Origin of the sequence: Flavobacterium polysaccharolyticum (assembly GCF_038739875.1) — a bacterium.
Lineage (GTDB): Bacteria > Bacteroidota > Bacteroidia > Flavobacteriales > Flavobacteriaceae > Flavobacterium > Flavobacterium polysaccharolyticum.
Genome location: NZ_JBCGDP010000009.1, coordinates 41,848 through 68,162, shown reverse-complemented (window position 1 = coordinate 68,162; position 26,315 = coordinate 41,848). Strand labels below are relative to the sequence as shown.

Genomic DNA, 26,315 nt, shown 5'->3' with positions numbered 1-26,315 from the left:
ATAGAAGATGATACATACTTACAGCATTACCGGTATGACTTGCGATGGTTGTCGCTCTAAAGTCGAAAAAGCATTGAATACTATTGAAGGGGTTGAGGCAAAAGTTGCATTAAATCCACCCATAGCAACTATAACTATGGAAAAACATATTCCAACAACACAGTTACAAGAAGCATTGACAGCAGTTGGGAAATACACCATAGAAATGAATAATGGCAAGATCCTAGTACAGGCACCAGCTAATGAAACTACAGCAAAATCCTGCTGCTCTACGCATTCTCATGAACATAAAAAAGAAACTGTTATACCAAGCAATGCTCAGGGAAAATACTATTGTCCAATGCATTGTGAAGGCGAAAAATTATATGACAAAGCGGGTGACTGCCCTGTGTGTGGAATGGATTTAGTAAAAGCACCCGATTTAACAGTTAATATAGCCTTATATACTTGTCCGATGCATCCTGAAGTAATTAGTGAAACTCCAGGTTCATGTCCTATTTGCGGGATGGATTTAGTACCAATGGAACCAAGCGAAAGCGAAGACCAAAAGACGTATAAAGATTTAGTAAAGAAAATGAAAATAGCGGTCGTATTTACAGTTCCTATTTTCGCTATTGCTATGATAGAAATGGCACATAATAATCCTTTACTTCAACTAATGGATGCCACTAAGTGGAATTGGGTACAGCTTATTTTATCACTTCCAGTTGTTTTTTATGCGTGTTGGATATTTTTTGTTCGCGCTTGGAAATCAATAATTACATGGAATTTAAATATGTTCACCCTTATTGGAATTGGTACAGGAGTTGCCTTTTTATTCAGTTTAGTCGGTATGTTTTTTCCAGAAATTTTTCCAAACGAATTCAAAACTGAGCACGGAACAGTATTATTATATTTTGAAGCTACAACAGTTATTTTGACTTTAGTTTTATTGGGACAATTACTCGAAGCCAGAGCCCATAGCCAAACGAGCGGAGCTATCAAAGAATTATTAAAACTAGCTCCTACAGAAGCTACGTTGGTTGTTGACGGAAGCGATAAGGTAATTTCAATCCACGACATCAAAAAAGATGATTTACTGAGAGTAAAACCTGGAGACAAAATTCCGGTTGACGGAAAAATTACCGATGGAGAAAGTAGTATTGATGAAGCTATGATTACTGGCGAACCAATACCCGTTGACAAAAAGAAAGATGATAATGTTATTGCTGGAACCATAAACGGTAACAAGTCCTTTGTAATGATTGCCGAAAAAGTAGGTTCAGAAACTTTGCTTTCCCAAATAGTGCAGATGGTAAATGATGCCAGTCGTTCAAGAGCACCAATTCAAAAATTAGCCGATAGTATCGCTAAATATTTTGTACCAGTAGTGGTGATTATCTCCGCAATAACATTTTTCGTTTGGGCAAAATTTGGCCCAGAACCAGCATTGGTTTATGGATTCATTAATGCAATTGCGGTATTAATTATTGCTTGTCCTTGTGCATTAGGATTAGCTACGCCAATGTCGGTAATGGTTGGTGTTGGTAAAGGTGCGCAATCTGGTGTACTTATAAAAAATGCTGAAGCTTTAGAAAACATGAATAAAGTTAATGTGTTAATTACTGACAAAACAGGAACAATAACCGAGGGGAAACCTTCTGTTGAGAAGATATTTTCTTCAAATAATGAAGAAAATAATTTGCTTAAAAACATAGCTTCATTAAACCAATACAGCGAACATCCATTAGCACAAGCTGTAGTCAATTATGCTAAATCAAAAACAGTTTCATTAATCGAGGTAAAGGATTTCGAAGCCATTGCAGGCAAAGGAGTTATTGGAACTGTTGACGCTAAAAAAGTAGCATTAGGAAATAAAAAACTAATGGAACAAGTCAAAGCAATCGTTTCTGATGATTTAGAAAATAAAATTATTGCCGAACAAAAGCTAGGTAAAACCGTTTCATACATAGCCGTTGATGCTATTGCTGTTGGTTTTGTATCAATTTTTGATGCCATTAAAGAATCAAGTGCCGAAGCCATTAAAGAATTAATGCGTCAGGGTGTTGAAGTAGTAATGCTCACCGGAGACAATGAAAACACAGCCAAAGCCGTTGCGGACGAATTGGGCTTAGCGTCGTATAAAGCAGGATGCTTACCCGAAGACAAACTCAAAGAAATTAAAAAATTACAAGCAGAAGGCAAAATTGTGGCGATGGCAGGCGATGGTATAAATGATGCTCCGGCATTAGCCCAAGCCAATATTGGAATTGCAATGGGAACAGGAACGGACGTAGCCATAGAAAGCGCCAAAATCACATTAGTAAAAGGTGATTTACAAGGTATCGTCAAAGCCAAGAATTTGAGCCACGCTGTGATGCGTAACATCAAACAAAACTTATTTTTTGCTTTCTTTTACAATGTGCTAGGTGTACCAATCGCAGCAGGAGCTTTATACCCATTTTTTGGAATTTTATTATCGCCAATGATTGCAGCTTTAGCAATGAGTTTTAGCTCGGTTTCTGTAATTGTAAATGCTTTGCGATTAAGAAGTTTAAAATTGTAATAACAAATAAAAAATAAGTTATAGCTGTATTAAAAATGAATAACCTTACTCAAATAATCCAACAATACAAAACCGATACCGAAAGTGTTTATACCACTTGGTTTGTAGATAATGATCAAAGATTAAAAGCATTTCGGACTATTCGTCGTGGCGTTTTGCAAGTGATAGACGATATTAAAAACAAAACTTTTCCAAATGATTTTAAAGGAAGTAGTTTAGAATTTGTATTGAGTTGTATAGCAGAACAAAAACAAATATTTGTAGGCGTAGCACATCCTTTTTATTGGAAACCAAAATTAAGAATTCCAGACATTTACGAAAACCAAAACAATAAAATTGCTTTCGGCCAATTTCTCGAAAACTGCATTAATGCCAAAACAGAAGAGCAAGTAGTAAAAGAAATTGTAAAACTAGACGAACTCAAAATAAAAGGTCTTGGTCCTGCTGTCGCTAGTATTTTATATTTCTTGCACCCAACTTGGTTTCCACCATTCAATACAGCTATTCTTAACGGATTCAACTTTTTGTTCAAAGACAAAAAAAAACTAGGAAGTTGGACGGAATATTTAAAAATAAGGGAAACTTTAATCGAAACTAATAGCAAACATAAAACTGAATTATCAAATGATTTAGGAGCGATTGCGGGATTATGTTTTGAAATTGGAACACAAAAAATGCTTATTGGTAATGATGAGTATTTAAGTGAAGAAGAACGCAATAAGTTTGAAAAAAACATTTTAAAACGTCAAAAAGAAATTCAGGAAGAGAAATTAGCAGAAAATCTTCATAATGAAATGCAATACCATTTATTAAAAATTGGAGTTTCATTAGGTTTTGATGTAACACCAGCGAGTAATGATAAGAGCAAATCGTTTGGTGGACAAAGTTTTTCATTTATATCAATAAATAAATTTCCAGAACTTCCAACAGATAAAGACACACAAAATACCATAAAACTAATTGATGTGTTATGGTTTCAAAAAGGAACTAATAAAATCATTGGAGCATTTGAAGTCGAAAAAAGTACTAGCATCTATTCAGGAATATTACGATTATCTGATTTATATTTTAGTATTTCTAACGGCGAAGAAGTCTTTTATATAATAATTCCTGACAGTCGAGAGAAAGACGTTATTCAACAACTCAACCGACCAGTTATAAAGAACTCAAAAATGAATATCAAATATATTCTATTTTCTGAATTAAGAGCCAATTGTGATGCAATTTGCAAATTTGGTTCAGACCATTCTATTATGGAAAAAATTGCAAAATCAATTTAAAATGAAATTAACAAATAACATTGACAAATTTGGAACAATTGGAATGTTCCTTACAGCAATATTTTCGCCTTGTTGCTTCCCACTTTTTGCATTTGGAGCTTCGGCACTTGGACTTGGAACAATAGAATTGTTTGGTGGATGGACAATGTGGATTTTCCAAGTAATGGTCTTGCTTTCTATTGTAGGAATTTATATTTCGTACCGAAATCACAAATGTTTATACCCATTATTAATTGCATTCCCGAGCGTAATATTAATATTCGCTGCTTATTATTTAAGTAAAACTGAAAATTCAACTTACTTAATTTATGCAGGTATGGTTGGACTTTTTATTGCAACAATTGTAAATTATTACCAAAATAAGTTAAATAGGAATTGTAAAACTTGTGGGATATATGACGGAAAAAGAGTTGAATTAAAATCGACAATTACTTGCCCAAAATGTGGATACAAGAAAGATGAAATAATGCCGACAAATGCGTGTGAATTTTTCTATGAATGTGACAGCTGTAAAACAAGATTGCGACCATTAGAGGGAGATTGTTGCGTGTATTGTAGTTATGGAAGCGTGAAATGCCCTCCTATTCAAGTTGGAGCAGGATGCTGTTAAAACATCATAAAAATCAAATTAAAAATCAAATTAGAAATAAAGTAATGAAAATCAAATTATCAATTATAATATTATTCCTTGTGTTAAGCGTATCAGCTCAAAAGGTTGTGCGTTACGACTTATATGTAAAAGATACCATCGTCAATTTTACAGGTAAACCTAAAAGAGCCATTGCCGTAAACGGACAAATACCAATGCCAACCTTAACATTTACTGAAGGCGACATTGCAGAAATTTATGTGCATAATGAGTTAAATGAAGATACTTCTTTACATTGGCACGGCTTATTTTTACCCAACAAAGAAGATGGTGTACCGAATTTGACACAAATGCCAATAAAACCTCATACTACACATTTGTATAAATTTCCAATAATACAACACGGCACACATTGGTATCACAGTCACACAGGATTACAAGAACAAATCGGAATGTATGGAAATTTTGTAATGCTCAAAAAAACGACTGACCTAACTTTTAGAAATGGAATTGATGATTTACCAACCGTTCCAATTGTTTTGAGCGAATGGACGGATATTAAACCGGAAAACGTACACAGAATGTTGCACAACGCAAACGATTATCCTGCCATCAAAAAAGGTACAACCCAAAGTTATGCCGAAGCCATAAAACAAGGTTATTTCAAAACCAAAGTTATCAACGAATGGAAAAGAATGACCGCAATGGATGTAAGCGACGTATTTTACGATAAAATCCTCATGAATGGTAGGCCAAGTACAGATGTTAAAAGTATTGATGGAAAACCTTTAAAAGGAGGAGATAAAGTTCGTTTGAGAATTTCCAACGGTGGAGCTTCTTCCTATTTTTGGCTTACTTATGCAGGTGGTAAAATTACTGTTGTTGCCAACGATGGTAACGATGTCGAACCAGTAGAAGTCGATAGATTAATTGTTGGAGTTTCTGAAACTTACGATGTTGTTGTTACTATTCCTGCTGACAAAACCGCTTACGAATTTTTGGCTACCACCGAAGATAGATTATATTCAGCCTCTTATTTTATTGGCGATGGTATCAAGCAACTTATTGAACCACTTCCCAAGCTTAAATATTTTGAAGGGATGAAAATGATGAACGGAATGATGAAAATGAACGGAGACCTTGACGATATGGGAATGCAAATGAGCCTCAATCAAATGGATATGAATGTTGTAATGTACCCAGAAATTACAGGCGAACAAAAAAAGAAAGCCGATAAAAAAATGGTGGATATGAAAATGACCGAAGCCGATTATAACAGTAATGCTCTTTCGGATATTACAACCTTAAATTATGCAATGCTGAAATCGCCAACTAAAACCACACTCCCAAAAGATGCTCCAGTAAAAGAGTTGAAATTTGAACTCACAGGAAATATGAACCGCTATGTTTGGAGTTTAGACAACAAAGTTGTCTCGGAAGCTGACAAAATTTTAATTAAAGAAGGTGAAAATGTCCGCATTACAATTTATAATAATTCGATGATGCGACACCCAATGCACTTACACGGGCACGATTTCAGATTATTGAATGGTCAAGGCGATTATGCACCATTAAAAAATATTGTGGACATTATGCCAATGGAAACCGATACCTTGGAATTTAATGCAAATGTAAAAGGTGATTGGTTTTTTCATTGTCATATCTTGTACCATATGATGAGCGGAATGGGCAGAGTTTTTAGTTATGAAAACCAAGCACCAAATCCCGAAATCCCAAACCCAAAACTCGCACAACGTAAATTGTTTGCAGACGACAGGAAATTTCATTTTATGGCAGAAAATGATTTTGCAACAAATGGTAACGATGGAGAAGCAATGTACCAAAGTACTCGTTGGAGCATTGGAACAGAATGGAGATTAGGATATAATGATATGCACGGTTACGAAACCGAAACCCATATCGGACGATATATTGGTAAAATGCAATGGCTAATGCCGTTTGTAGGTTTTGATTGGCGTTACAGAGTAATGCCTGATGGTGAAGTTGAAAAAAATATGTTCAGACAAACCAATACAAAGGATAATCGGCATTTTTTAAGTGTTGGTGTAAATTATACTTTACCATTGTTAATTGTAGCACAAGCAGAAGTATTTACGGGAGGTTATTTTAGAATACAATTTGAACGAAAAGATATTCCTATTTCAAAACGATTAAGAATGAATTTAATGTGGAATACGGATTATGAATATATGGCAGGTTTACGATATATTCTAGGGAAAAATATGGGATTGACAACACACTATGATAGCGACATGGGTTGGGGTATTGGAGTGAGTTTGAATTATTAATTCAATTAAGCATATAGAGCTTCTTAGTTTCTAGGATAATCAAATTGAAACTAGAACAACACGCCCAAATGATGTCAAAATTTCGAAAATCTTATAATTTTCAGTTTTTTGTTTTGTGAATTGCTTGAATGGATATCTTTTTTATTATCCCTTTTTAATAAGGTATTCTAAATCAGGATCATTTTTAATACGCTCCAATTCAGTTTCAATAATCTGAACAATATCCTGTTTTATCTGCCGGTAATTAGCTTCAATTTCCTGTTTCATTTTGTCTTCTCCGTTTTTATCCACAAATGATAGAATCTTAGGTATTTTTTTATAAGCCTTGGTTTCGGAGGCCACTTTTCCATTATCCACAACAATTTCAGCGTGGAATATTTTTTGTTCGATACGTTCGTCAAAATTATCAGAAACTGCTCCCACAAACATACCTTGTGTGAGTGTGGAAATTTTGGAAGCAGGGATAAGACTATCCAGTTGCGTAGATATGGAAGTGGACTTATCATTTCGGTTAATAGTTAGGCTTTGTCGTTTTTGTAAAACCTTTCCAAAGCGTTCAGATAGACTTTTTGCTGTTTCGCCGACCACCTGGCCACTGAATATATTACCTACGGTATTTTGTATAACCTTACTTTCTTTGTCTCCATAATCGCGGGTTAATTGCGAATAATCCTGAAACCCCAAACAAACGGCCACTTTATTACTTCTAGCGGTGGCTATCAGGTTGTCTAATCCACGGAAGTAAATGGTAGGCAACTCATCAATGATAACTGAACTTTTAAGCTGTCCCTTTTTATTGATAAGCTTCACTATTCTTGAATTGTATAAACCCAACGCTGCGGAATAAATATTTTGACGATCGGGATTGTTACCTACACACAATATCTTCGGTTCTTTCGGATTGTTGATGTCTAATGAAAAATCATCTCCGGTCATAACCCAATACAATTGCGGGGAGATCATTCTTGACAAAGGGATTTTCGCAGACGCTATCTGCCCCTGCAATTGGTCTTGTGCGCCGCCTTGCCAGGCATCCATAAAGGGCGATAGATAATTTTCCAGATCAGAATAGGAAGTCAGAATAGTAAATACGTCCGAATACTTTTTGTTTAGTAATTCAATGGAGTGAGGGAACGTACAGAATTTACCGTTTTCATAGATTTTAAGAAACCAAATGATGGCAGCCAATAAAATAATTGGAGATTCTACAAAGAAATCTCCCTGCTTCTGTATCCAGCTTCTGTTAAGATTCAGCATTATCGTATAGGCAGATTCGTAAGCATCGGATATATCGGTCATAAAATCAGGATTTATGGGGTTGCAACGGTGGCTTTTTCTTGGGTCGTCAAAGTTGATGATGTAGAATTTCGGTTTTACCTTGTATTTATCTGCATGCTTTAGCAAATGGTTATATGCAATTGTAGAAAGGTCGTCGAATTTAAAATCATAGATATACATTGAAAAACCTTTTTCAATATGTTGTTTGATATAGTTGTTTACTACTGCATACGATTTGCCCGAACCAGGTGTGCCCAATACGATGGTTGCCCTAAATGGGTTTACAATATTAATCCATCCGTTATGTTGTTTTTTGTTGTACCAGAACTTAGTCGGCAGATTCACCGAATACTCGTTTTCCATTAGTTTGGTTTCCTGCATAAAACTTTCGTTCTCATTATTGAATACATCGTCCATTAGGTTGGTACGAAGCAGACGGCTAATCCAAATTCCTGCTACCATCAGCGAGATATAACCCAAACCTGTGGTAAGGATATAAAGAAATGTAGCGATGTTTAATGGCAGTTTTAATAAGGGTGTGTTCAGAAAAAACAGCACAAACCCAATTCCCAACGTCACATATATTTTAGACCATGTTATTTTTTCATTCTTGACACCTTTTGTTCCCAAACAACTCAAAGCCAGCAAGAGCAAAGCAAATATTTTGGTATAAAGCGTATGGGAAAACAGGCTCACCGTTCGATCAAAGTTTCTCAATATTTTATTGACTACCTCCAGTGTCCAGCTTCTTTCTAAAAAGAACCCATAACAGAACCAGTAAAAGTGCATCAGCACAATGAGTATACTTACCGCTCTCATAAATGCCATAATCTTGGCTAAACCTCTTAAATCGTCTTCTCCCTGCATTTTTCAAATATTAAATGTTCGGGCGTTAATTTAAAGGATGTGCAGAGTGGCTATAAAAAAGTGGCAGACATTAGCGGTGCGTGACAGTGTTTGGCGTTAATTGGTTCCAATCAAGTTCAGATTTTATAACGATTTTTTTATTAAATTTAAACTCTTGATTTTTTTGACTTACTCATCAATTTGATAATCAATATTAAAGGAAATAATATGAATTGGAATAATCCTGACGCTGATCCTGGAGAAAGTGAAGAGGACTATGAAGCCCGGAAAAGAGAAGAAAGTGAGGCTGCTACAGGGCTAATGTTTATGGTCGTTGAGGGTTTTATTTTTGTCTTAAAAATAACTGCTATTTTCGGTATGTTTTTTTATGTCGGATTTTTACTGTCTCAAAAGTTCTGGGGAGAGGAAACCGACAAATTTAAAATTTGGAGTTTCTCCTTATTATTTACCTACCTTATTTTCTGCATTATTTATTTCTTTAAAGGAACTATCATTGGCTTGCAGGCAAAGAAGAGGAAATTATGGATATTACCGTGGGTAATCTGTGTGTTAATATGCTGTATTATTCCCGCATTTATAGTAAAATCATTCGTTGCTGGTATGTTCAATCTAACAGAACGACAAGGTTTATTGTGTATTGGATTGAGTTGGGGAGCATTTATACTTTTTTCATTATATGTTTATGGTATTTATCAGTTCAAGACGCCAACTGTTCCGAAGATTTTGTACTGGAGCTATGCTTTGGGATTTAAAGTGTCTTTATAATCATGAGTTCAAAATAAACAACAAAACCTACTGACCTCTTTTACGTTTTCTCTTCTTTTTCATCTTATTGGCAAAATCCTGTTCTTCGTAATCTTCTCCCTTTGCTTCGGGAAGTAAGCCACTAAATGTTTCGATCAAACTGTCCTTGTGCTTATCAGTATCAAGGAAGTCGAACAAATGATGTGGTTGTTCTACAGGAAGATCTGTATCATTTGGTTTTGATATTTTAGATTGTAGTTCAACTGGCTTTTTAATGTCGGGTTTGATATTATGGTTCCAATAATCATTAAAGGTATTGGCAGAAAGTTCTTTGCCCAAACGTGAACCGTTCCAAATTGCTTTAGAATTATGGTCTATAAAAGTTATTCCGTAAATACGTCCTGTGTCATTTCTTCGTACCACTACGTTAATGCCCTGTTCGCCTAATCGCTTTTTAAAAGCCTGCTCATCACTTGTTGATTGCAGGGCAATGGTAACAGTAGCTTTAATGGTTGGCTTTGTCGGGTGGTCTTTCAAAGCCTCTTTGCTTTTTGCAAAATGTAATTCCAAAGTCGGTAGCCCTGCATTCTTTCCGAATAAGGAAGCCTTGAACGGATGTCCAGCTCTTTCTCCTTTTTCATTTAAAGGAATGTACAATAAGCCTTGGCGAATTTTCCCCTGCAATTCTCCCTCTACTTTTTCAATAGTAATATTAAAAAGGGAAAGCAGTGCATTGTATTCTCCCAGTGTCTGGAACTTATAATACTTAGTTAGGTGACGGACAACCGAAGCAATCTGGCTTTTTATATCTCCTATTTGGTAATTCACAGGATGGAAAATATTATCATTTTGCTTGTGCTCTTTCTCTGTAGCTGATAGAAGTCCGTATTTACTTTCGAGTTCACGACATACATTCATAGATCGTCTTTTTTCGAACTTATCCGAAATCTTTTTGCCTTCTTCATCCACACAAACTGATACAATATGAATATGGGTGCGATCAATATCCGTATGCTTGAATACTACAAAAGGTTGTTCCCCATAACCCATTTCCTGCATATACTCCTGAGCTATTAGTTTGAACTTTTCATCACTTACATTATCCTTTGGGTCAGGATTAAGAGAAATATGCAAAGTTTGCTTTTCGGTATTACGGTTGGCAATCAGATAAGGTTCAAAAGAGCGAACCAACTGAGCAACGGAATACTGTCCATTAGGTGTTTCTATTATTCTGTTAGTAAATAGAATTTGCCCGTTTTCTTTTTCCACTTTGAGTTGATTGTATGCCAATGCACCATATAAATTGCTTCCTCTTCCGATTTTTGCTATCATTTCAGTACTATTTTTTCAAATGTTTGGCTTCAAATTCTTCTGTGAGCTGGATTATTTTTTGACATAACACTGCCATTTCAGCCGTTTGCTTTTCCAATTTGTAGAGATAAGCTGCCGCTTTTTTCTCTGAAAAATTGCGATAAAGTAGTTTTACAATTTGATTGTAATTCACGCCAATAGAGCGGAACTGGTTGTGAAAAGAGGTTAGCCTCATATAAAAATCCAACACAGCTTTGTCTATTTTAACCGTTTTAATTTCCCTTCCAAACAATACGAAAATGATAAATTTTGCTTTATTGGTCATTCCCGATGCTTCAAAAAGAGATAATAATTTGATATTTTCTTCGTCCGTAAGACGAAAAACGTGGCGGTGAATACTCGGATCGTTCTTCGGAGTTCGTCCGCCTTTATTCTGTTTTTTATTACTGTTTTCGTTCATCACTAATCCATTTTTAACTTCAACAAAAATCCTGACTTCGGAAGGGTTTTCAGCTCCCGGCAGGGCAAGTTGTTTTGAGGCACGAACGGAGTTTGGAGTGCCTCAAAACACAACTTGCCGTGTTCTGGCGAACACAAAAATCCGCCCTGCGGGACGGATTAAATAAAGCAGGGAAAAACGGCTTCGGGTCGTTCACTTTATAATCTGATCTATCGAAGTGCTCTTGCATAAATCCATTAATAAAAATCATTTTACAAAGTAAACTTCTCTTAAGTAGAGTGTTGCACAGTGTCGTAGTGCCAAACAGTGTCAATGAGCGCCAATTCGTACCACTTTAAAATAAGGACGTATATATCTACATTTCTTTGTGCCTGCAAGCGGATGTAAACAGATAATTATGTTGGTACGTAGTTTCTCAATTATGTATTTAGTCGCCTATGTATATACAAGCGTAAGGGTGTGGATAGATGCAGATGAGGATATAAAATTACATAGTTGCATAAGTGCAGATTTACAGATCTGAGTTTGTACACAAATAGGTCTGATAATGCAAATTTATTTGTATACCTACCTAAAGACAGATGTACATATGTCAGTATTCAAGTAGTGTAATACGTGCTTAAGTGGCTATATAACTATCTACAAAATTACATATGTATGGGCGATAGTTGATAAGTATCTATCTATGTAGAGATATAAGTGAATAATTAAATAGAGTTAAAAATGAAAACAGAACACAAAACAGTATTCATTGCTTTTTCTTCCCAAAAGGGAGGTGTAGGCAAAACCACCTTTACGGCACTTGCGGCCAGTACACTACATTATCGTCTTGGCTACAATGTAGCCGTATTCGATGCTGATTTTCCACAACATAGTTTAATGAAAATGAAGACTCGTGATTTGGCTATGGTGATGGAAAATGAGTTTTTAAAACGGGTGGCATTCAAACAATTTACGACTATTAACAAAAAAGCTTATCCGATCATTCAGCATAAAGCAGAAGGTGTATTGGAGGCTGCGCATGATTTTTTAGAATCCACTTCCGTTCCGGTTGATTTTATCTTTTTTGACCTTCCGGGAACAGTAAACACTCCCGGTATTTTGAAAGCTCTGGCGGGGATGCACCATATTTTCACGCCTATTGTAGCAGATCGTGTAGTTATGGAAAGTACACTCATTTTTACCCAGCTGATGAAGGATGTTATTATGAAAAAAGGAGAAACCTCCATTGAAACCATTAATCTGTTTTGGAATCAGGTAGATGGTCGTGAACGCTCGCCCTTGTACGATGTTTATAATAAACTTATTGATGAGTTGGACTTAAGTCTAATGCAATGTCAGATTATGAACAGCACACGTTTCCGCAAGGAGAGTGAAGCCAATGCCAAAACTGTTTTTCGATCAACTTTAATGCCTCCCGATGAACGGTTGATGAATGCTTGCCGCTTAGACCAGTTTATGACGGAATTTTTAAGAATCGTTCAATTGTAATAGTATGGAAAAAGACAATAAGAAAAAAGCAATTCCCGAAATCAACGAAGAGTTAATGATGAATCTGATGGTAGATGGAGTAAAAAAGGAAGGATTGGAACTTCCGCTGGAAGAACGCAAAGCTCCGATAAAACCATTTCAGGAAAAGCCTTTAGCGAAGGAACGGAACAGAGGAAAAAAAATAAATGATCAGGATTATGAAAGCATATTTTTCAAAAGGCCAGACACCAATGCCCGTGATGGTAAAACGGTATATATCCGACCGGATTTCCATGAGAAACTCTCACGGATTGTACAGGTAATAGGCGAAGATAAAATAACCATTTATGCCTACTTAGACAATCTTCTTGAATATCATTTTCAGGAGTTTGGAGAGCAGATTATCACAACTTTTAATGATAAATACAAACCTATTTTATAATTATGGAAACACTAATTGTAATATGCCTGCTCATTGTTATTGTGCTACTCCTGGAGGATAAGATCGTTATCAGAAAAATGACAGAACAAAAAACAAAGCATGGAAAACCTAATCCGAAGTTACCCGATATTATGGGGCAGCCAAAGTCAATGAGGAGCCTTTCAGTGCCAAAAAGTGCTATCGAAAGCCAAAGTAAAAAGCGGAAACATGAAATGAATAATTTTGATATTGAAATCGACGAGGTAGATGTCGATATACAAATTCCGCAGGAAGAACTGGATGAAGTTTTTGGAAATATGCCTGATTTTGAGGAAGAGGAAGTAGAATGGAACAGGTACGGAATATCTGGTGGGAATAACGGTTTTGCCCAAGGGGTTACCTTTGAAGAATTAAGTTCAGTGGGGATGTTGCTGCAAAAAGAAAATTTGGAGCAATCTCAAAAGGAAACAGCGGTTGCTATAGTTCAGAAAATACAGGGAACCGAATTATTCAGCCTACTGGAAAATTCCATAGAAAATGCTTCCCGTAAAATAGCCGAGCTATTAGACAGTAGTCTTACTTCTGATGCGGATGCTGGTTCTTCCACTTTGCGGAAAAATGATTTGGAGGAGTTTGATATTGGGGAGTTTGTATGAAACTCGCTCATAAAACCCTCAAAAATTAAAACACCAAACGGTAAAAGTTTGGTGTTTTTTATGCATAAACACTCACTACAAACCACTCACTGCCAAATCATTCCTTTGAATGCCACTTTATTATAGCACCCTGATTTCTGAAACATCTTTGTCCCGAAAGTCCGCAAGGTGCGGGTTAACAATAACAAATTAATGTGTTTCAATTATGGAAAAACAGAGAAAAAAAGTTTTGCTGGCAGCCGTGGCAATGCTGCCAGGAATTGGTGTGTTCGCACAGGAAAACGGTTCGGCAGGTATCAAGTGGCTACCCAAATGGTGACGTCTTATTTCGACCCCACACATAGCTCATCTAAGCCATTGGAGCTGTGGTCGGTCTCTTCGAAACTGCAACCATTCTTCCTTTAATTCTTTGTCATATGACTAATTACAATATCAACAAAGGCATCGGAAAAACGGTGGAATTTGAAGGGCTGAAAACACAATATATATTTATTTTCGCTGGCGGACTACTAGGGACACATCCTGGTCATTTTAATTGGAGAGGCTATCTGAAAAGTCAAGACAGCCTCTCCTTATATTCGGGTAGATTATAAATACGTAAATCTTACAGTGCTATTTTTTTTTAGATATCAGACTTATATAAATATCAACTTGCACAACAACTCAACTTTGAAGCGTCTTTTCCGAATGTGATAGCTGCTAATTTTATTCCTTCTCCTAATGTCAAATATGGATAAAAACTCTCAGCTAAGTCCTTTACTGTTATTCCGTATTTTATAGCCATACTTAATTGTTGAATAAGTTCTCCGCCCTCTGGTGCTACTATTCTAGCTCCTATTAGTTTGTCTGTCTCGGTGTTGCGAATAAGTTTTATAAAACCTCTTGTGTCATTTGCTGCAATGGCTCTCGGCACATCTTTCAATTCTATTTTAGAAACTTCAAACGGAATATTTTGTTGTTCTGCTTGTACTTCATCCAAACCGGCACCTGCAACTTGTGGGTCGGTAAATACTACCCATGGCAAAGAAGTGTAATCTGCTTTATTTTCTGCTCCAGAAAAAGCATTTTCTACGGCAATTTTTCCTTCAAAAGCGGCTGTATAAACAAAAGCAGGTGTATTGGTTACATCGCCTACGGCATAAATGTTTTGCAAATTAGTTTCCATTTTTTCGTTTACCGAGATATGTCCCGTTTTGTTCAATGCTAAACCGATGTTTTGCAATCCTAGTTTTTGTGTATTGGGTTTTGTTCCTGACGCAACTACTATTTTTCCTTTTTCTATGATTTGTGTAAACGAACCGTCAGGACATTTACAATGAATAATCGTTTCGTTTCCTTGTTTCTCAAATTTAACAGCTCTGAAATTGGGTAAAATTTCAATGCCTTCATTTCGCATTTGGTTTTCCAATACTTCGCTGATGTCAGGTGTTTGTGTTCGCAAAACTCGGTCTGTAAATTCTATGATACGAACTTTAACGCCTAAACGATTATATGCCATAGCTATTTCCAAACCAATGTAACCTGCTCCCATAATAGTGATGCTTTCGGGCTTTTCTTCTAAATCAAAAAGCGAAACATTGGTCAAGTAGCCAATTTCATTTAATCCTTCAATGTTTGGAATATTGGTAGTAGCACCAGTTGCAATGATAAATTTCAAGGAAGTATATTCTGTTTTTCCATCAACAACAATTGTTTTGTTGTCCTTAAACTCCGCCCAACCTGTAATCATTTTTAGGTTTTCAAAATCGCTTACCACATCCATATATTTTTTTCCTTGAAGTGTGGCAACTAATTTTTTCTTGTCTTTAATAACTTGTGCAAAATCAATATCAACTCCTTTGGGTTTAATACCTTCAAAGTTGGAATGGGTAGCGTGATAAGCCGTTTCGCCTGCACGAATTAGGTTTTTAGAAGGCACGCAACCCACATTGACACAAGTACCGCCAAAGCCCAAACCACCGTTTACCATTAAGGTAGTCAGCCCCAAACTCTCTGCTTTGATAGCTGCCGAAAATGCAGCCGAACCACCACCAATAATTATTAAATCAAAGTGATTATTCCCACTGTTTCCATTTTCTGGGATTTCACCTTTTACACGATAGTTTTTTGTACCGTTGATGGTATTGATTATTTCTTCCCTGCTTGTTTTTGAAGGGTCAAAAGAACATTCACAAGTGGATTTTGGATAGCCTACCTTAGCTTCTGTTACTCCTTCATTTTTTGAAAGAAGTTTTTCAATTCCTGTGGCACAATGGTCGCAGGTCATCCCTACGATGTCAAGTTTTATGGTTTCTTTGTTCATTACGCTTTCTTTTTTTGAGTTTCTTTGATGATTTCAGCTTTATAGCCTATTTTTTCAACTATCCTAATGATAGTATCAGGATTTGTTTTCTTTGGGTCGTATTGGATGGTTGCCAAATCGCCCGGATATTTCACTTTGTGTTCAATAATGCCGTCCACTTCTTTGAGGGTATTTGAAATGTGGTTGGAACAACCTGTACAAGTCATTCCCGTGATTTTCAGTTTCACGGTTTTACCTTCTTGTTGTGTTGTGTTTTCCTTTTTTACTTTACTGTCAGTCGGTTTGCAACATTGGGCATTGACCTGAGTAATTCCAATTAGGAACAAAGCACTCAATAAAATCAAATTCTTTTTCATTGTGTAATTATTTAATTAAATTCTTAAATATGAAAAGCAAAAAAATACTATTTCTTGCCAACTACTTTGTAACCTGTACCGTTGATGGCTTCTTCAATTTGAGCCAAGCTCACTTTAGTTTGGTCAAATTTCACTTTGGCAGTTGCTTCTTCGTAACTCGCATCTACCTTAACAATACCTGGCAACTTATTTACGTCATTTTCTACGTGTGAAGCACAACCATTGCAAGTCATTCCTTTTACATCAAAAGCTACTGTTTGGATGTCCGAAGCATTGACGATTACAACTTCTTTTTTATCGTTTGAAGGGTATAAAATCTGTGCATAGTATGGAAAAGCAAGCATTAAAACAGCAAACACGGTTACAATTCCTAAAAATGTTTTGGTCTGCATAAAAGGTTTCTTTTCGTCTTCTTCGCAATCGCATTGGATTTCTTCGGCTGTTCTTGGTTTGAGTTTCTGATACCAAGCAAAGCCCAATACCAAAACAGTTATACCAATAAGATAAGGTCTTGCAGGTTCCATCCACGAAAAGGTAGCTGCCACTCCTGATGCTCCTGAAATAAGAGCCAATACAGGTGTTATGCAGCAAAGTGATGCTGCTATTGCCGAAAGCACTCCCGCTCCGGCAAGTTTGTTGTTTTTCTTGTTCATACTGTTTCCTTTTTTGAATTGTTAATGTGTTTAAAAAATGGTCGAAGTAAAGTCAGTTGCTCTTGTTTCAAAGAGTAGAAAATGGTCTGTCCTTCTCTTCTTCCTTCAATGACGTTTCCGTCTTTGAGTTTTCTAAGATGTTGGGAAACGGCTGGGATACTCATTCCGAGAATGTCTGAAAGGTCGCAAGGACAGAGTTCGTTTTCTTCTTCTAAGAGAAATAAGATTTTCAACCTTACTTCGTTTGCTGCCAATGCTAAAAGTCCACTCAGTTGACTGAATGCCTTGCCGTTGGCTTGAAGTATTTCCCGACAATTGTCTATTTGAACCTTGTCGGCAAACACTCTGATACACGATTGATTGTTTTCCATAATTTTCCTGTTTAGGATTTAATAACGCAGCAAAGATACAAATAGTTTTCTTATTTAAGCAAATGATTAAATGTATTTTTCAACAGCTCTTAATTTTTGTATTCAGTGAGTAATTTAGCTCATTTGGTCACACACCGCCAAACAATTCCACTTACTGTCACTTTGTTATAGCGCCTCGTTTTCCGAAACATCTTTGTTCCGAAAGCCCGTAAGGTGCGGGAAGACAATAACAATTTAAAATGTTAAAATCATGGAAAAACAAAGAAAAAAAATCCTGCTGGCAACAATGGCAATGCTGACAGGCTTCAGTGTGTTGGCACAGGGAGACGGTTCAGCTGGTATCACCGAAGCCACACAAATGGTTACGTCCTATTTCGATCCTGCCACACAACTCATCTACGCTATTGGAGCCGTGGTAGGTCTCATTGGAGGGGTTAAAGTGTACGGTAAGTTCAGTAGCGGAGATCCCGATACAAGCAAGACTGCAGCAAGTTGGTTTGGTGCGTGTATCTTCTTAATCGTAGCCGCTACCATTTTACGTTCATTCTTTCTTTAATCCCTTGCCTTATGAATTACAATATCAATAAAGGCATCGGAAGAACAGTAGAATTTAAGGGGTTGAAAGCACAATACTTGTTCATTTTCGCAGGCGGACTGCTTGGTACACTGATTCTTGTAATGATAATGTATATGGCTGGCGTAAACTCTTATATCTGCCTGTTGCTTGGAGCAGGCGGTGCTTCGCTGATTGTATGGCAGACCTTTTCATTGAACAAAAAGTATGGGGAACACGGGCTGATGAAAATTGGGGCAAGAAAAAGACACCCACGATATATCATCTGTCGCAAGCCGTTACACCGCTATTTACAGTTCACTTCTAAATCGAATGCCTTATGAGAAATGTAGCCAAGACCACTACGCTGGAAAATAAGTTTCCCTTACTTGCGGTAGAAAACAATTGTATTCTGTCAAAGGATGCAGACATTACCGCTTGTTTTGAAGTACGTTTGCCGGAACTCTTTACGGTGGCTTCTGCGGAATATGAAGCCATTCATTCCGCTTGGCACAAAGCAATCAAGACGTTGCCCGATTATACAGTTGTCCATAAACAGGACTGGTACATCAAGGAAAACTATGCGCCCGACATTGCGGGTGATGGTTTGAGTTTTTTGGGTAAATCCTACCAACAACATTTCAATGAACGCCCTTTTCTCAACCATTACTGCTACCTGTTCCTGACTAAGACCACTAAGGAAAGAATGCGGATGCAAAGCAATTTTTCATCACTTTGCAAAGGTACTCTTATACCAAAAGAAATCAGGGATAAGGAAGCAATCCATCGTTTTATGGAAGCGGTAGCACAGTTTGAACGTATTGCAAATGACAGTGGATTTGTCGGATTGCGACGTTTAACGGAAGAAGACATCATAGGTACGGATGAAAAACAGGGACTGCTGGAACAGTATCTAACGCTGTCGAGGGAGGTCGGGACACCAATGCAGGACATCGGATTGGGAGCCGAGGAAGTACGTGTTGGCAACAAAAGATTGTGCCTGCATACCTTATCCGATACAGATGACCTGCCCTCAACAGTATCAGCAGATACTCGTTACGAAAAACTATCTACCGACCGGAGCGACTGCCGTTTGTCGTTTGCTGCTCCAGTGGGCTTGTTGCTAAACTGCAATCACATCTACAACCAATATCTGTTTTTGGATAACAGCGAAGACAACCTGCAAAAGTTTGAGAAGTCCGCAAGGAATATGCACTCATTGGCTCGTTACAGCCGTGCTAACCAAATCAATAAAGAATGGATAGAACGCTATCTGAACGAAGCACACAGTTTTGGACTATCATCTATTAGGGCACACTTCAACATCATGGCTTGGTCGGATGACTCCAGTGAATTTAAACAATTAAAGAACGACTGCGGTAGTGCTTTGGCACTTATGGAATGTAAACCCCGTCATAATACCACCGATGTAGCTACGCTCTACTGGGCAGGAATGCCGGGAAATGCGGGAGATTTTCCAAGTGAAGAAAGCTTTTATACGTTCATTGAACCGGCATTGTGCTTCTTTACAGAAGAAACTAACTATCACAATTCACCATCGCCGTTCGGTATCAAGATGGCAGACCGCCTAACTGGAAAGCCCATCCATCTGGACATTTCTGACTTGCCGATGAAGCGTGGTATTATCACGAACCGGAACAAGTTTATATTGGGTCCTTCAGGAAGTGGTAAGTCTTTTTTTACCAACCACATGGTTCGGCAATACTATGAGCAAGGTGCACACGTCCTGCTTGTGGATACGGGTAACTCGTATCAGGGGTTATGTGAACTTATTAAGGGGAAAACCAAAGGCGAAGACGGGGTTTACTTCACTTACACAGAAGACAATCCCATTGCCTTCAATCCTTTCTATACTGATGATGGTGTTTTTGATATTGAAAAGCGAGAAAGCATCAAAACGCTGATAGTGACCTTATGGAAGCGTGATGACGAACCGCCGACCCGTTCCGAAGAAGTAGCATTATCCAATGCGGTAAGCGGCTACATTGAACGTATCAAACAAGATGAGGTATATCCTTCTTTCAATGGATTCTATGAATATGTTCAGGGCGATTACCGTAAGGTATTGGAAGAAAAACAGGTTCGGGAAAAAGACTTTGATATTGCCAACTTCCTGAACGTACTGGAACCTTATTACAAAGGAGGCGAATACGATTACCTGCTCAATTCCGATAAACAGTTAGATCTGCTTTCCAAACGCTTCATTGTGTTTGAAATTGATGCAATCAAAGACCACAAAATCCTCTTCCCAATCGTGACCATCATCATCATGGAGGTGTTCATTAACAAAATGAGAAGACTCAAAGGTATCCGCAAACTCATACTGATTGAAGAGGCTTGGAAAGCGATTGCCAAGGAAGGTATGGCAGAATATATAAAGTATCTCTTCAAAACGGTTAGGAAGTTTTTCGGTGAAGCTATTGTAGTAACACAGGAAGTCGATGACATCATCCAATCGCCCATTGTCAAGGAAAGTATCATCAATAACTCCGATTGTAAAATCCTGCTCGACCAGCGCAAGTACATGAACAAGTTTGATGACATACAGGCTATGCTTGGACTTACAGACAAGGAGAAGGGACAGGTACTTTCCATCAACATGAATAATGATCCGTCACGACTTTACAAGGAAGTGTGGATTGGTCTGGGGGGAACCCATTCAGCGGTATATGCCACAGAAGTTTCCGTTGAAGAATATCTCGCCTATACCACCGAGGAAACGGAAAAAATGGAAGTGATGCGGATTGCTGGTGAACTGGATGGAAATGTAGAGCAGGCTATCAAGCGAATAGCCCTGCAAAGAAGAGAAAAGTAAAACAAATTATTAATCATTTTAAAATCAAAGAGCAATGAAAAAAATACTATTCATGGTGTTGACAGTACTAATGCTGGCTGTAGCACCGTCCGCAAAAGCCCAATGGGTGGTTACCGATCCTGCAAACCTGGCTTCAGGTATTCTTAACAGTGCCAATGAAATTGTACAGACTTCAAACACGGTATCCAATGTTGTCAAAAATTTCAAGGAAGTGGAAAAGGTATATAAGCAGGGCAAAGAATACTATGATAAGCTACAAGCTGTAAATAATCTAGTCAAAGATGCACGCAAGGTACAGCAAACAGTACTGCTGGTTGGTGATGTGTCAGAAATGTATGTGCAGAATTTTGGAAAAATGATGAACGATCCCAATTTTTCTGCCCAAGAATTAATAGCTATTGCCAATGGTTATGCAGCACTGCTTAACGAAAGTACCGAACTGCTGAAAGAACTCAAACAGATCGTAAGTTCTTCCAGCTTGTCTTTGAATGACAAAGAACGTATGGATATTATTGACCGTGTATACAAAGAAATTAAGGAATACCACAGCCTTGTACGCTATTACACGAACAAAAATATCTCAGTAAGTTTTGTTAGGGCAAAAAAGCAGAACAATAGCAAAAGAGTACTTGAACTCTACGGAACCGCTAACCAAAAATACTGGTAAGCTATGGAATTTGATAATCTTCACGAGGTTCTGCGCTCCTTGTATGATGAGATGCTTCCACTGTCCGCCGATATGGCGGCAGTGGCTAAAGGAGTGGCAGGCTTGGGATCCTTATTCTATATAGCTATTAAGGTGTGGCAGGCACTAAGCCGGGCAGAGCCGATAGATGTGTATCCTTTACTACGTCCTTTTGCTTTGGGTCTTTGCATCATGTTTTTCCCTACTATGGTACTTGGAACAATCAATGCAATCCTTAGCCCGATAGTGCAAGGGACGCATGCCATCCTCGAAAATCAGGTGCTTGACCTGAACGACCTACAGACAAAAAAAGATCTGTTGGAACGGGAAGCTATGCTTCGAAATCCTGAAAATGCCTATTTGATATCAAACGAAGAGTTCGATAAAAAACTGGAAGAACTGGGCTGGTCGCCATCGGATCTGGCCACGATGTCGGGGATGTATATGGAAAGAGGGATGTATAGCATTGAGCAGTCTGTAAAAAACTGGTTCAGGGAATTGCTGGAAATTCTATTTCAAGCAGCTGCTTTGGTGATTGACACCATACGTACATTCTTTTTGATTGTGTTATCAATTTTGGGTCCGATAGCTTTTGCTATATCGGTCTGGGATGGTTTTCAATCCACACTTACGCAATGGCTTACGCGATATGTCAGTGTGTATTTATGGTTACCTGTAGCCGACCTCTTCAGCTCTATGCTTGCCAAGATACAATCCCTGATTATAGAAAGGGATATTGAAATGCTTGCTGACCCGACTTTCATTCCCGATACCTCAAATACCGTGTATGTAATTTTTATGATCATTGGCATTGTGGGATATTTTACCATTCCTACAGTGACAGGCTGGATCATTCAGGCTGGCGGAGCGGGAAATTTTACCCGTAACGTGAATCAAGCCGCAATGAAAGCTGGAAATATTGCTGGAGCTGGGGCAGGTTCGGCAGCAGGAAATATCGGCGGACAGTTACTCAAATAATGTAAAACTATTAATCAGTAAAAAATGGAATTTAAAACACTAAGAAATATCGAAAACAGCTTTCGTCAAATAAGACTTTACGCCCTTGTATTTGCCGTTCTCTGCATAAGTGTTGCAGGATATGCCGTATGGCAATCCTACCGCTTTGCAGAAGAACAACGCCAAAAAATCTATGTGCTGGACAATGGAAAATCACTAATGCTGGCTCTTGCACAGGACGCATCCATCAACCGTCCGGTCGAAGGGAGGGAACACGTAAGGCACTTTCATGAATTGTTCTTTACGCTGGCTCCCGATAAGAATGCTATCGAAAGTAATATGAGCCGAGCGTTTAACCTTGCCGATAAAAGTGCCTTTGATTATTACAAAGACCTTTCGGAAAAGGGGTATTACAACCGTATTATATCAGGTAATGTACAGCAGCGTATCGAAGTGGATAGTGTGGTCTGCAATTTTGACACCTATCCCTATGCAGTCCGCACCTATGCCAAACAGTTCATCATCCGTTCCAGCAATGTGACCAAACGCAATCTTATTACTTCCTGCTATCTGGTCAATTCCGTCCGTTCGGACAATAACCCGCAGGGATTCAATATAGAAAAATTTTCGGTGGTCGAAAACAAGGACATTGAAGTTATCGAACGCTAAAAATAATCGTATGGAAACATTTTCAGATTTAAACACCTTCGCTATAACCCTTACCGAAAAAGGATATAGCGGTTATTTCCACACTCAGGGCGCGTATCCCGGAAACTTAAAAGACAGTATCTGTGAATACCTGGAAAGTTGCCAAAAGGATGCCGACAATTTGCCTAAACAGGAATTGCTGCTGACAAGCTATCTGCAATGGTCGGGAGAAGATAAGCCTCGTGTAGAATGCAACATGTGGGTAAAATACCTGAACGGCAAATTCTCTCTCAACAGAATGGAGGTTGCAAAAAAAGATGGTTTCGGACAATTGATGAAAAAATCAACTTTGACAGACCTTTCTATACTATCCGTACCCAAAGCAATTGCTTCAATCGCTTTGGTTAGTGAAGAGCCGAAGCAGGAGGCAGAAAAAAGTCCAAAGCGTTTCAAGCTATAACAAAAAGAAATTAGAAGGCTATGAAAAAATTAAGAACAACTATGGACAGGTACTTTGACAAGCTGGATGAACGTTGGCGGGTATTGCCAATACAAAAACAGCATCAATGTATGCTGTACTTCTTGGTGGGTTATCTGCTGCTTACTGCGGTGGTCATTGGCAAAGTATGGTATGAAACTTCAAAGTCCCATAACGATATAGGTATTGAGCATATCGAGAACCCCATCCACAAAAAAAAATGAAAGTCCTACAAAATTGCAGGATACATTAACAACAATTTATAAAAATAAGATTTATGAAAGTAAATGAGAACAAAAAAACGATTGTTCGGGTAACGGAAGGTAACCCTGCAGCAACCGATGATGTATTGCAAGACAGTACACAGAATAAAATTCAAAAGCTTAAAAAACCTCTTATATTCGGTTTGATGGGTGTTGTGTTCCTCTGCTGTATGTACCTGATCTTTAAACCGTCTTCCGAGAAAAAGGAAATTGATAAAATCGGACTGAACGATGTCGTACCACAAGCTACTGGTGGAGGAATGCCTGATGATAAAGGTAAGGCATACGAGGAGGAAATGCTGGAACGTAAGAATCAAAAAAAACGGAACGATCTCACATCTCTTTCTGATTACTGGAATGAAGACGGAAAAGGAGAAGCGGGAGAGGAGCTGCCTGAGGAGCAAGAAAGCTACAGTAGTGCCAACGGATCTGGAAAACAAAATAATCCCGCTTTGAACAGTTACCGCAACGTGCAAAGCACTTTAGGTTCTTTCTATAAGGACGATAATTCTGAAACACAGGAACTCCACAAACAATTGGAAGAATTAAAGGAAAAACTAGCTGAGAAAGATGTTCCAGCCAGAGCAACAGTAGATGACCAATTGGCATTAATGGAGAAATCCTATCAGATGGCTGCAAAATATCTTCCTTCAGGTACAAATAAGGGAGAAGCTGTAACTGCCAATAGTACTGTTTCTAAGCCTTCTTCCTCTACACAAAAAGAGCAGTTTGTGGCATTCAGTTCTACAAGAAAGAACACCGTATCTGCCTTGTGCCGTGAGCCTAGCGATAGTGTCTTTTTAGCTGATTGGAGTCAAAACAAGAACAGCCGTTTTTATACTGCAGGTGCTTTAGAGCAAGTGATACAACCCAAAAACAGTATCAAAGCCTGTGTACAGGAAACGCAGACCATTATCGGTGAAAGTAGTGTACGCCTCCGCTTATTGGAACCGGCCCAAACGCCTAATCGTACCATTCCCAAGGGAACAATTTTAACGGCTAATGCCAAACTTGAGGGAGGACGTTTACAGATAAAGGTTACTTCCATAGAACTGGACGGAAACATCATCCTGGTTGATATTACTATTTATGATCTGGACGGCCAGCAGGGTTTGTATGTGCCGTATTCGCCCGAAATGAATGCCCTTAGCGAAATGGCAGGCAATATGAGCCAGCAATCCGGTACAAGCCTGATGCTTACCCAATCAGCAGGACAACAGGTTGCCGCTGATTTGAGCCGTGGGGTAGTACAGGGCATTTCGGGCTATTTCTCCAAAAAAGTGAAGACACCGAAAGTTACCTTAAAGGCAGGTCATCAACTGTTTCTTGTCTCCAAAAAATAATGTAAAACATAAATAGAATTAAACAATGAAAAATCATTTTAGAACCTTGTGGGCATTTGCCCTGATCATTGGCTTTGCCATTTCCTCTTTTGCACAGGACAGTGCAAAAAGTTCCCTTACTTTAGGTAAGATAGAACCGTTCTGTATGGAAGTTACTTATGACAAAACTTCACATCTGATTTTCCCAACTGCTATACGCTATGTGGATTTGGGCAGTGAATACCTTATTGCAGGAAAAGCAGAAGATGCGGAAAATGTACTTCGTGTAAAAGCATCGATAAGAGAGTTTGCACCAGAGACAAATTTTTCGGTGATTACCAATGACGGCCGCTTTTACAGCTTCAATGTACATTATAATTCATGCCCAGAGGCATTGAGTTATGACCTGCTATCAATGCAAAAGGCAGTGGATAAAGCGGGCGGGAACGATGTGCTTTTTGAAGAATTGGGAAACAATTCTCCATCTCTGGCAGGTTTGTTATTGGAAACCATTTACAAAAACGATAAGCGTATTGTAAAGCATATCGGGGCGAAAAGTTTCGGCATACAGTTTATCCTGAAAGGAATTTACATCCATAATGGTAAATACTATTTCCATACAGAACTCGCAAACCGTACCAATGTTCCTTTCCAGATTGATTTTATCAATTTCAAGGTAGTGGACAAAAAGATTGCAAAGCGAACCGTGGTACAGGAAAAGCCAATGATACCACTACGCACTTACAAGCCACTGAGTGAGATTGACGGAAAAAGAACTGAACAAAATGTGTTCCTATTAGACCAGTTTACCATTGCCGATGACAAGATGTTGTTGATTGAGATTTTTGAGAAAAACGGTGGTAGACATCAAACACTTCAAGTAGAAAATTCCGATTTGATCAAGGCTCGTTTGATTAACGATATGCACCTTAAATTTTAGTAATCCATTAAAAATAACAAC

At 38.1% G+C, this 26,315-nt stretch carries 25 protein-coding genes and 2 pseudogenes; 20 read left to right on the top strand and 7 right to left on the bottom strand.

The annotated features are described in order from the left end of the window. Positions 1 to 7: 7 nt before the first annotated feature. The 5 genes and pseudogenes from WFZ86_RS10605 to WFZ86_RS10585 all read left to right on the top strand — a co-directional run bounded on the left by WFZ86_RS10605 (position 8) and on the right by WFZ86_RS10585 (position 6,723). Positions 8 to 2,545 (top strand): heavy metal translocating P-type ATPase, encoded by a 2,538-nt coding sequence (locus WFZ86_RS10605; RefSeq protein ID WP_342691905.1) that lies wholly within the window; start codon positions 8 to 10, stop codon positions 2,543 to 2,545. 35 nt (positions 2,546 to 2,580) lie between these two features. Further along, positions 2,581 to 3,825 carry a hypothetical protein gene (locus WFZ86_RS10600; RefSeq protein ID WP_342691904.1) on the top strand — a complete coding sequence of 415 codons (1,245 nt, stop codon included), beginning with the start codon at positions 2,581 to 2,583 and terminating at the stop codon, positions 3,823 to 3,825. Further along, positions 3,764 to 4,165, top strand: a pseudogene (locus WFZ86_RS10595) (MerC domain-containing protein); the annotation flags it as partial. The gene WFZ86_RS10600 and the pseudogene WFZ86_RS10595, both read left to right, overlap by 62 nt. 51 nt (positions 4,166 to 4,216) lie before the next feature. Then, positions 4,217 to 4,435, top strand: coding sequence for a GDCCVxC domain-containing (seleno)protein (locus WFZ86_RS10590; protein WP_342691966.1), 219 nt, complete (start codon positions 4,217 to 4,219; stop codon positions 4,433 to 4,435). Positions 4,436 to 4,479: 44 nt separating this feature from the next. Further along, positions 4,480 to 6,723, top strand: coding sequence for a multicopper oxidase domain-containing protein (locus WFZ86_RS10585; protein ID WP_342691903.1), 2,244 nt, complete (start codon positions 4,480 to 4,482; stop codon positions 6,721 to 6,723). Between the two features lie 144 nt (positions 6,724 to 6,867). Here WFZ86_RS10585 and mobC read toward each other — a convergent pair whose 3' ends face one another. After that, positions 6,868 to 8,868, bottom strand: a complete 2,001-nt coding sequence (gene mobC, locus WFZ86_RS10580; RefSeq protein WP_342691902.1) for a conjugal transfer protein MobC — start codon at positions 8,866 to 8,868, stop codon at positions 6,868 to 6,870. A 207-nt stretch (positions 8,869 to 9,075) separates the two neighbouring features. Here mobC and WFZ86_RS10575 point away from each other — a divergent pair, with 207 nt between their 5' ends. Continuing rightward, positions 9,076 to 9,633 (top strand): hypothetical protein, encoded by a 558-nt coding sequence (locus WFZ86_RS10575; protein ID WP_342691901.1) that lies wholly within the window; start codon positions 9,076 to 9,078, stop codon positions 9,631 to 9,633. Between the two features lie 27 nt (positions 9,634 to 9,660). On the opposite strand, the gene mobB is transcribed toward WFZ86_RS10575, so the two are convergent. Then, positions 9,661 to 10,944 carry a conjugal transfer protein MobB gene (gene mobB / locus WFZ86_RS10570; RefSeq protein ID WP_111410181.1) on the bottom strand — a complete coding sequence of 428 codons (1,284 nt, stop codon included), beginning with the start codon at positions 10,942 to 10,944 and terminating at the stop codon, positions 9,661 to 9,663. Positions 10,945 to 10,951: 7 nt separating this feature from the next. Next, the gene (gene mobA / locus WFZ86_RS10565; protein WP_100844412.1) at positions 10,952 to 11,383 is read right to left on the bottom strand and encodes a conjugal transfer protein MobA; all 432 of its coding nucleotides are present in this window, start codon (positions 11,381 to 11,383) and stop codon (positions 10,952 to 10,954) included. Between the two features lie 723 nt (positions 11,384 to 12,106). On the opposite strand from mobA, the gene WFZ86_RS10560 reads away from it, so the two are divergent. From WFZ86_RS10560 to WFZ86_RS10545, 4 genes and pseudogenes are all read left to right on the top strand, one after another. Continuing rightward, positions 12,107 to 12,874, top strand: a complete 768-nt coding sequence (locus WFZ86_RS10560) for a ParA family protein (protein WP_111410182.1) — start codon at positions 12,107 to 12,109, stop codon at positions 12,872 to 12,874. 4 nt (positions 12,875 to 12,878) lie between these two features. Beyond that, positions 12,879 to 13,295 carry a DUF3408 domain-containing protein gene (locus tag WFZ86_RS10555; protein ID WP_024981707.1) on the top strand — a complete coding sequence of 139 codons (417 nt, stop codon included), beginning with the start codon at positions 12,879 to 12,881 and terminating at the stop codon, positions 13,293 to 13,295. 2 nt (positions 13,296 to 13,297) lie between these two features. Next, positions 13,298 to 13,930, top strand: a complete 633-nt coding sequence (locus WFZ86_RS10550) for a conjugal transfer protein TraD (RefSeq protein WP_111410183.1) — start codon at positions 13,298 to 13,300, stop codon at positions 13,928 to 13,930. Positions 13,931 to 14,346: 416 nt separating this feature from the next. Next, positions 14,347 to 14,445 (top strand): annotated as a pseudogene (locus WFZ86_RS10545) (DUF4133 domain-containing protein); the annotation flags it as partial. 131 nt (positions 14,446 to 14,576) lie between these two features. On the opposite strand, the gene merA reads toward WFZ86_RS10545, so the two are convergent. Genes merA through WFZ86_RS10525 form a run of 4 tightly spaced genes read right to left on the bottom strand, consistent with a single transcriptional unit; the run spans position 14,577 to position 17,612 of the window. Beyond that, positions 14,577 to 16,232, bottom strand: coding sequence for a mercury(II) reductase (merA, locus tag WFZ86_RS10540; RefSeq protein WP_111410185.1), 1,656 nt, complete (start codon positions 16,230 to 16,232; stop codon positions 14,577 to 14,579). Then, positions 16,232 to 16,588 (bottom strand): heavy-metal-associated domain-containing protein, encoded by a 357-nt coding sequence (locus WFZ86_RS10535; protein ID WP_111410186.1) that lies wholly within the window; start codon positions 16,586 to 16,588, stop codon positions 16,232 to 16,234. The genes merA and WFZ86_RS10535 overlap by 1 nt, the downstream gene beginning before the upstream one ends. A gap of 47 nt (positions 16,589 to 16,635) precedes the next feature. Further along, positions 16,636 to 17,241, bottom strand: a complete 606-nt coding sequence (gene merTP, locus WFZ86_RS10530; RefSeq protein WP_111410187.1) for a mercuric transport protein MerTP — start codon at positions 17,239 to 17,241, stop codon at positions 16,636 to 16,638. Further along, on the bottom strand, positions 17,238 to 17,612 hold the full coding sequence (locus WFZ86_RS10525; RefSeq protein ID WP_111410188.1) for an ArsR/SmtB family transcription factor: 375 nt from the start codon (positions 17,610 to 17,612) through the stop codon (positions 17,238 to 17,240). Before WFZ86_RS10525 ends, merTP begins: the two co-directional genes overlap by 4 nt. Before the next feature lie 250 nt (positions 17,613 to 17,862). On the opposite strand from WFZ86_RS10525, the gene WFZ86_RS10520 reads away from it, so the two are divergent. The 10 genes from WFZ86_RS10520 to traN are packed head-to-tail and all read left to right on the top strand — an operon-like array spanning position 17,863 to position 26,294. Further along, positions 17,863 to 18,168: a DUF4134 domain-containing protein gene (locus WFZ86_RS10520; RefSeq protein ID WP_024981713.1), complete on the top strand. Its 306-nt coding sequence runs from the start codon at positions 17,863 to 17,865 to the stop codon at positions 18,166 to 18,168. An 11-nt stretch (positions 18,169 to 18,179) separates the two neighbouring features. Then, positions 18,180 to 18,509, top strand: a complete 330-nt coding sequence (locus tag WFZ86_RS10515) for a DUF4133 domain-containing protein (RefSeq protein WP_111410189.1) — start codon at positions 18,180 to 18,182, stop codon at positions 18,507 to 18,509. Further along, positions 18,506 to 21,001, top strand: coding sequence for a TraG family conjugative transposon ATPase (locus WFZ86_RS10510; RefSeq protein WP_116798009.1), 2,496 nt, complete (start codon positions 18,506 to 18,508; stop codon positions 20,999 to 21,001). Before WFZ86_RS10515 ends, WFZ86_RS10510 begins: the two co-directional genes overlap by 4 nt. Positions 21,002 to 21,035: 34 nt before the next feature. After that, positions 21,036 to 21,668 carry a DUF4141 domain-containing protein gene (locus WFZ86_RS10505; protein WP_116798010.1) on the top strand — a complete coding sequence of 211 codons (633 nt, stop codon included), beginning with the start codon at positions 21,036 to 21,038 and terminating at the stop codon, positions 21,666 to 21,668. Positions 21,669 to 21,671: 3 nt separating this feature from the next. Continuing rightward, positions 21,672 to 22,664, top strand: coding sequence for a conjugative transposon protein TraJ (gene traJ, locus WFZ86_RS10500; RefSeq protein WP_116798011.1), 993 nt, complete (start codon positions 21,672 to 21,674; stop codon positions 22,662 to 22,664). Positions 22,665 to 22,688: 24 nt separating this feature from the next. Next, the gene (gene traK / locus WFZ86_RS10495) at positions 22,689 to 23,312 is read left to right on the top strand and encodes a conjugative transposon protein TraK (RefSeq protein WP_342691900.1); all 624 of its coding nucleotides are present in this window, start codon (positions 22,689 to 22,691) and stop codon (positions 23,310 to 23,312) included. 10 nt (positions 23,313 to 23,322) lie between these two features. Further along, on the top strand, positions 23,323 to 23,751 hold the full coding sequence (locus WFZ86_RS10490; protein WP_342691899.1) for a hypothetical protein: 429 nt from the start codon (positions 23,323 to 23,325) through the stop codon (positions 23,749 to 23,751). A 20-nt stretch (positions 23,752 to 23,771) separates the two neighbouring features. After that, complete coding sequence (locus tag WFZ86_RS10485) at positions 23,772 to 23,993, top strand: nitrogen regulatory IIA protein (RefSeq protein WP_243412125.1); 222 nt, start codon at positions 23,772 to 23,774, stop codon at positions 23,991 to 23,993. A 53-nt stretch (positions 23,994 to 24,046) separates the two neighbouring features. After that, a complete protein-coding gene (traM, locus tag WFZ86_RS10480; RefSeq protein WP_342691898.1) occupies positions 24,047 to 25,375 on the top strand; it encodes a conjugative transposon protein TraM in 1,329 nt (442 codons plus the stop codon). A 25-nt stretch (positions 25,376 to 25,400) separates the two neighbouring features. Beyond that, the gene (gene traN, locus WFZ86_RS10475; RefSeq protein WP_342691897.1) at positions 25,401 to 26,294 is read left to right on the top strand and encodes a conjugative transposon protein TraN; all 894 of its coding nucleotides are present in this window, start codon (positions 25,401 to 25,403) and stop codon (positions 26,292 to 26,294) included. The last annotated feature ends 21 nt before the right edge of the window (positions 26,295 to 26,315 follow it).

Excerpts from the sequence above, each read along its gene's own strand:
- WFZ86_RS10605 (WP_342691905.1), top strand. The coding sequence starts at position 8 with ATGATACATACTTACAGCATTACCGGTATGACTTGCGATGGTTGTCGC.
- WFZ86_RS10600 (WP_342691904.1), top strand. The coding sequence starts at position 2,581 with ATGAATAACCTTACTCAAATAATCCAACAATACAAAACCGATACCGAA.
- WFZ86_RS10585 (WP_342691903.1), top strand. The coding sequence starts at position 4,480 with ATGAAAATCAAATTATCAATTATAATATTATTCCTTGTGTTAAGCGTA.
- mobC (WP_342691902.1), bottom strand. The coding sequence starts at position 8,868 with ATGCAGGGAGAAGACGATTTAAGAGGTTTAGCCAAGATTATGGCATTT.
- WFZ86_RS10575 (WP_342691901.1), top strand. The coding sequence starts at position 9,076 with ATGAATTGGAATAATCCTGACGCTGATCCTGGAGAAAGTGAAGAGGAC.
- mobB (WP_111410181.1), bottom strand. The coding sequence starts at position 10,944 with ATGATAGCAAAAATCGGAAGAGGAAGCAATTTATATGGTGCATTGGCA.
- mobA (WP_100844412.1), bottom strand. The coding sequence starts at position 11,383 with ATGAACGAAAACAGTAATAAAAAACAGAATAAAGGCGGACGAACTCCG.
- WFZ86_RS10560 (WP_111410182.1), top strand. The coding sequence starts at position 12,107 with ATGAAAACAGAACACAAAACAGTATTCATTGCTTTTTCTTCCCAAAAG.
- WFZ86_RS10555 (WP_024981707.1), top strand. The coding sequence starts at position 12,879 with ATGGAAAAAGACAATAAGAAAAAAGCAATTCCCGAAATCAACGAAGAG.
- WFZ86_RS10550 (WP_111410183.1), top strand. The coding sequence starts at position 13,298 with ATGGAAACACTAATTGTAATATGCCTGCTCATTGTTATTGTGCTACTC.
- merA (WP_111410185.1), bottom strand. The coding sequence starts at position 16,232 with ATGAACAAAGAAACCATAAAACTTGACATCGTAGGGATGACCTGCGAC.
- WFZ86_RS10535 (WP_111410186.1), bottom strand. The coding sequence starts at position 16,588 with ATGAAAAAGAATTTGATTTTATTGAGTGCTTTGTTCCTAATTGGAATT.
- merTP (WP_111410187.1), bottom strand. The coding sequence starts at position 17,241 with ATGAACAAGAAAAACAACAAACTTGCCGGAGCGGGAGTGCTTTCGGCA.
- WFZ86_RS10525 (WP_111410188.1), bottom strand. The coding sequence starts at position 17,612 with ATGGAAAACAATCAATCGTGTATCAGAGTGTTTGCCGACAAGGTTCAA.
- WFZ86_RS10520 (WP_024981713.1), top strand. The coding sequence starts at position 17,863 with ATGGAAAAACAAAGAAAAAAAATCCTGCTGGCAACAATGGCAATGCTG.
- WFZ86_RS10515 (WP_111410189.1), top strand. The coding sequence starts at position 18,180 with ATGAATTACAATATCAATAAAGGCATCGGAAGAACAGTAGAATTTAAG.
- WFZ86_RS10510 (WP_116798009.1), top strand. The coding sequence starts at position 18,506 with ATGAGAAATGTAGCCAAGACCACTACGCTGGAAAATAAGTTTCCCTTA.
- WFZ86_RS10505 (WP_116798010.1), top strand. The coding sequence starts at position 21,036 with ATGAAAAAAATACTATTCATGGTGTTGACAGTACTAATGCTGGCTGTA.
- traJ (WP_116798011.1), top strand. The coding sequence starts at position 21,672 with ATGGAATTTGATAATCTTCACGAGGTTCTGCGCTCCTTGTATGATGAG.
- traK (WP_342691900.1), top strand. The coding sequence starts at position 22,689 with ATGGAATTTAAAACACTAAGAAATATCGAAAACAGCTTTCGTCAAATA.
- WFZ86_RS10490 (WP_342691899.1), top strand. The coding sequence starts at position 23,323 with ATGGAAACATTTTCAGATTTAAACACCTTCGCTATAACCCTTACCGAA.
- WFZ86_RS10485 (WP_243412125.1), top strand. The coding sequence starts at position 23,772 with ATGAAAAAATTAAGAACAACTATGGACAGGTACTTTGACAAGCTGGAT.
- traM (WP_342691898.1), top strand. The coding sequence starts at position 24,047 with ATGAAAGTAAATGAGAACAAAAAAACGATTGTTCGGGTAACGGAAGGT.
- traN (WP_342691897.1), top strand. The coding sequence starts at position 25,401 with ATGAAAAATCATTTTAGAACCTTGTGGGCATTTGCCCTGATCATTGGC.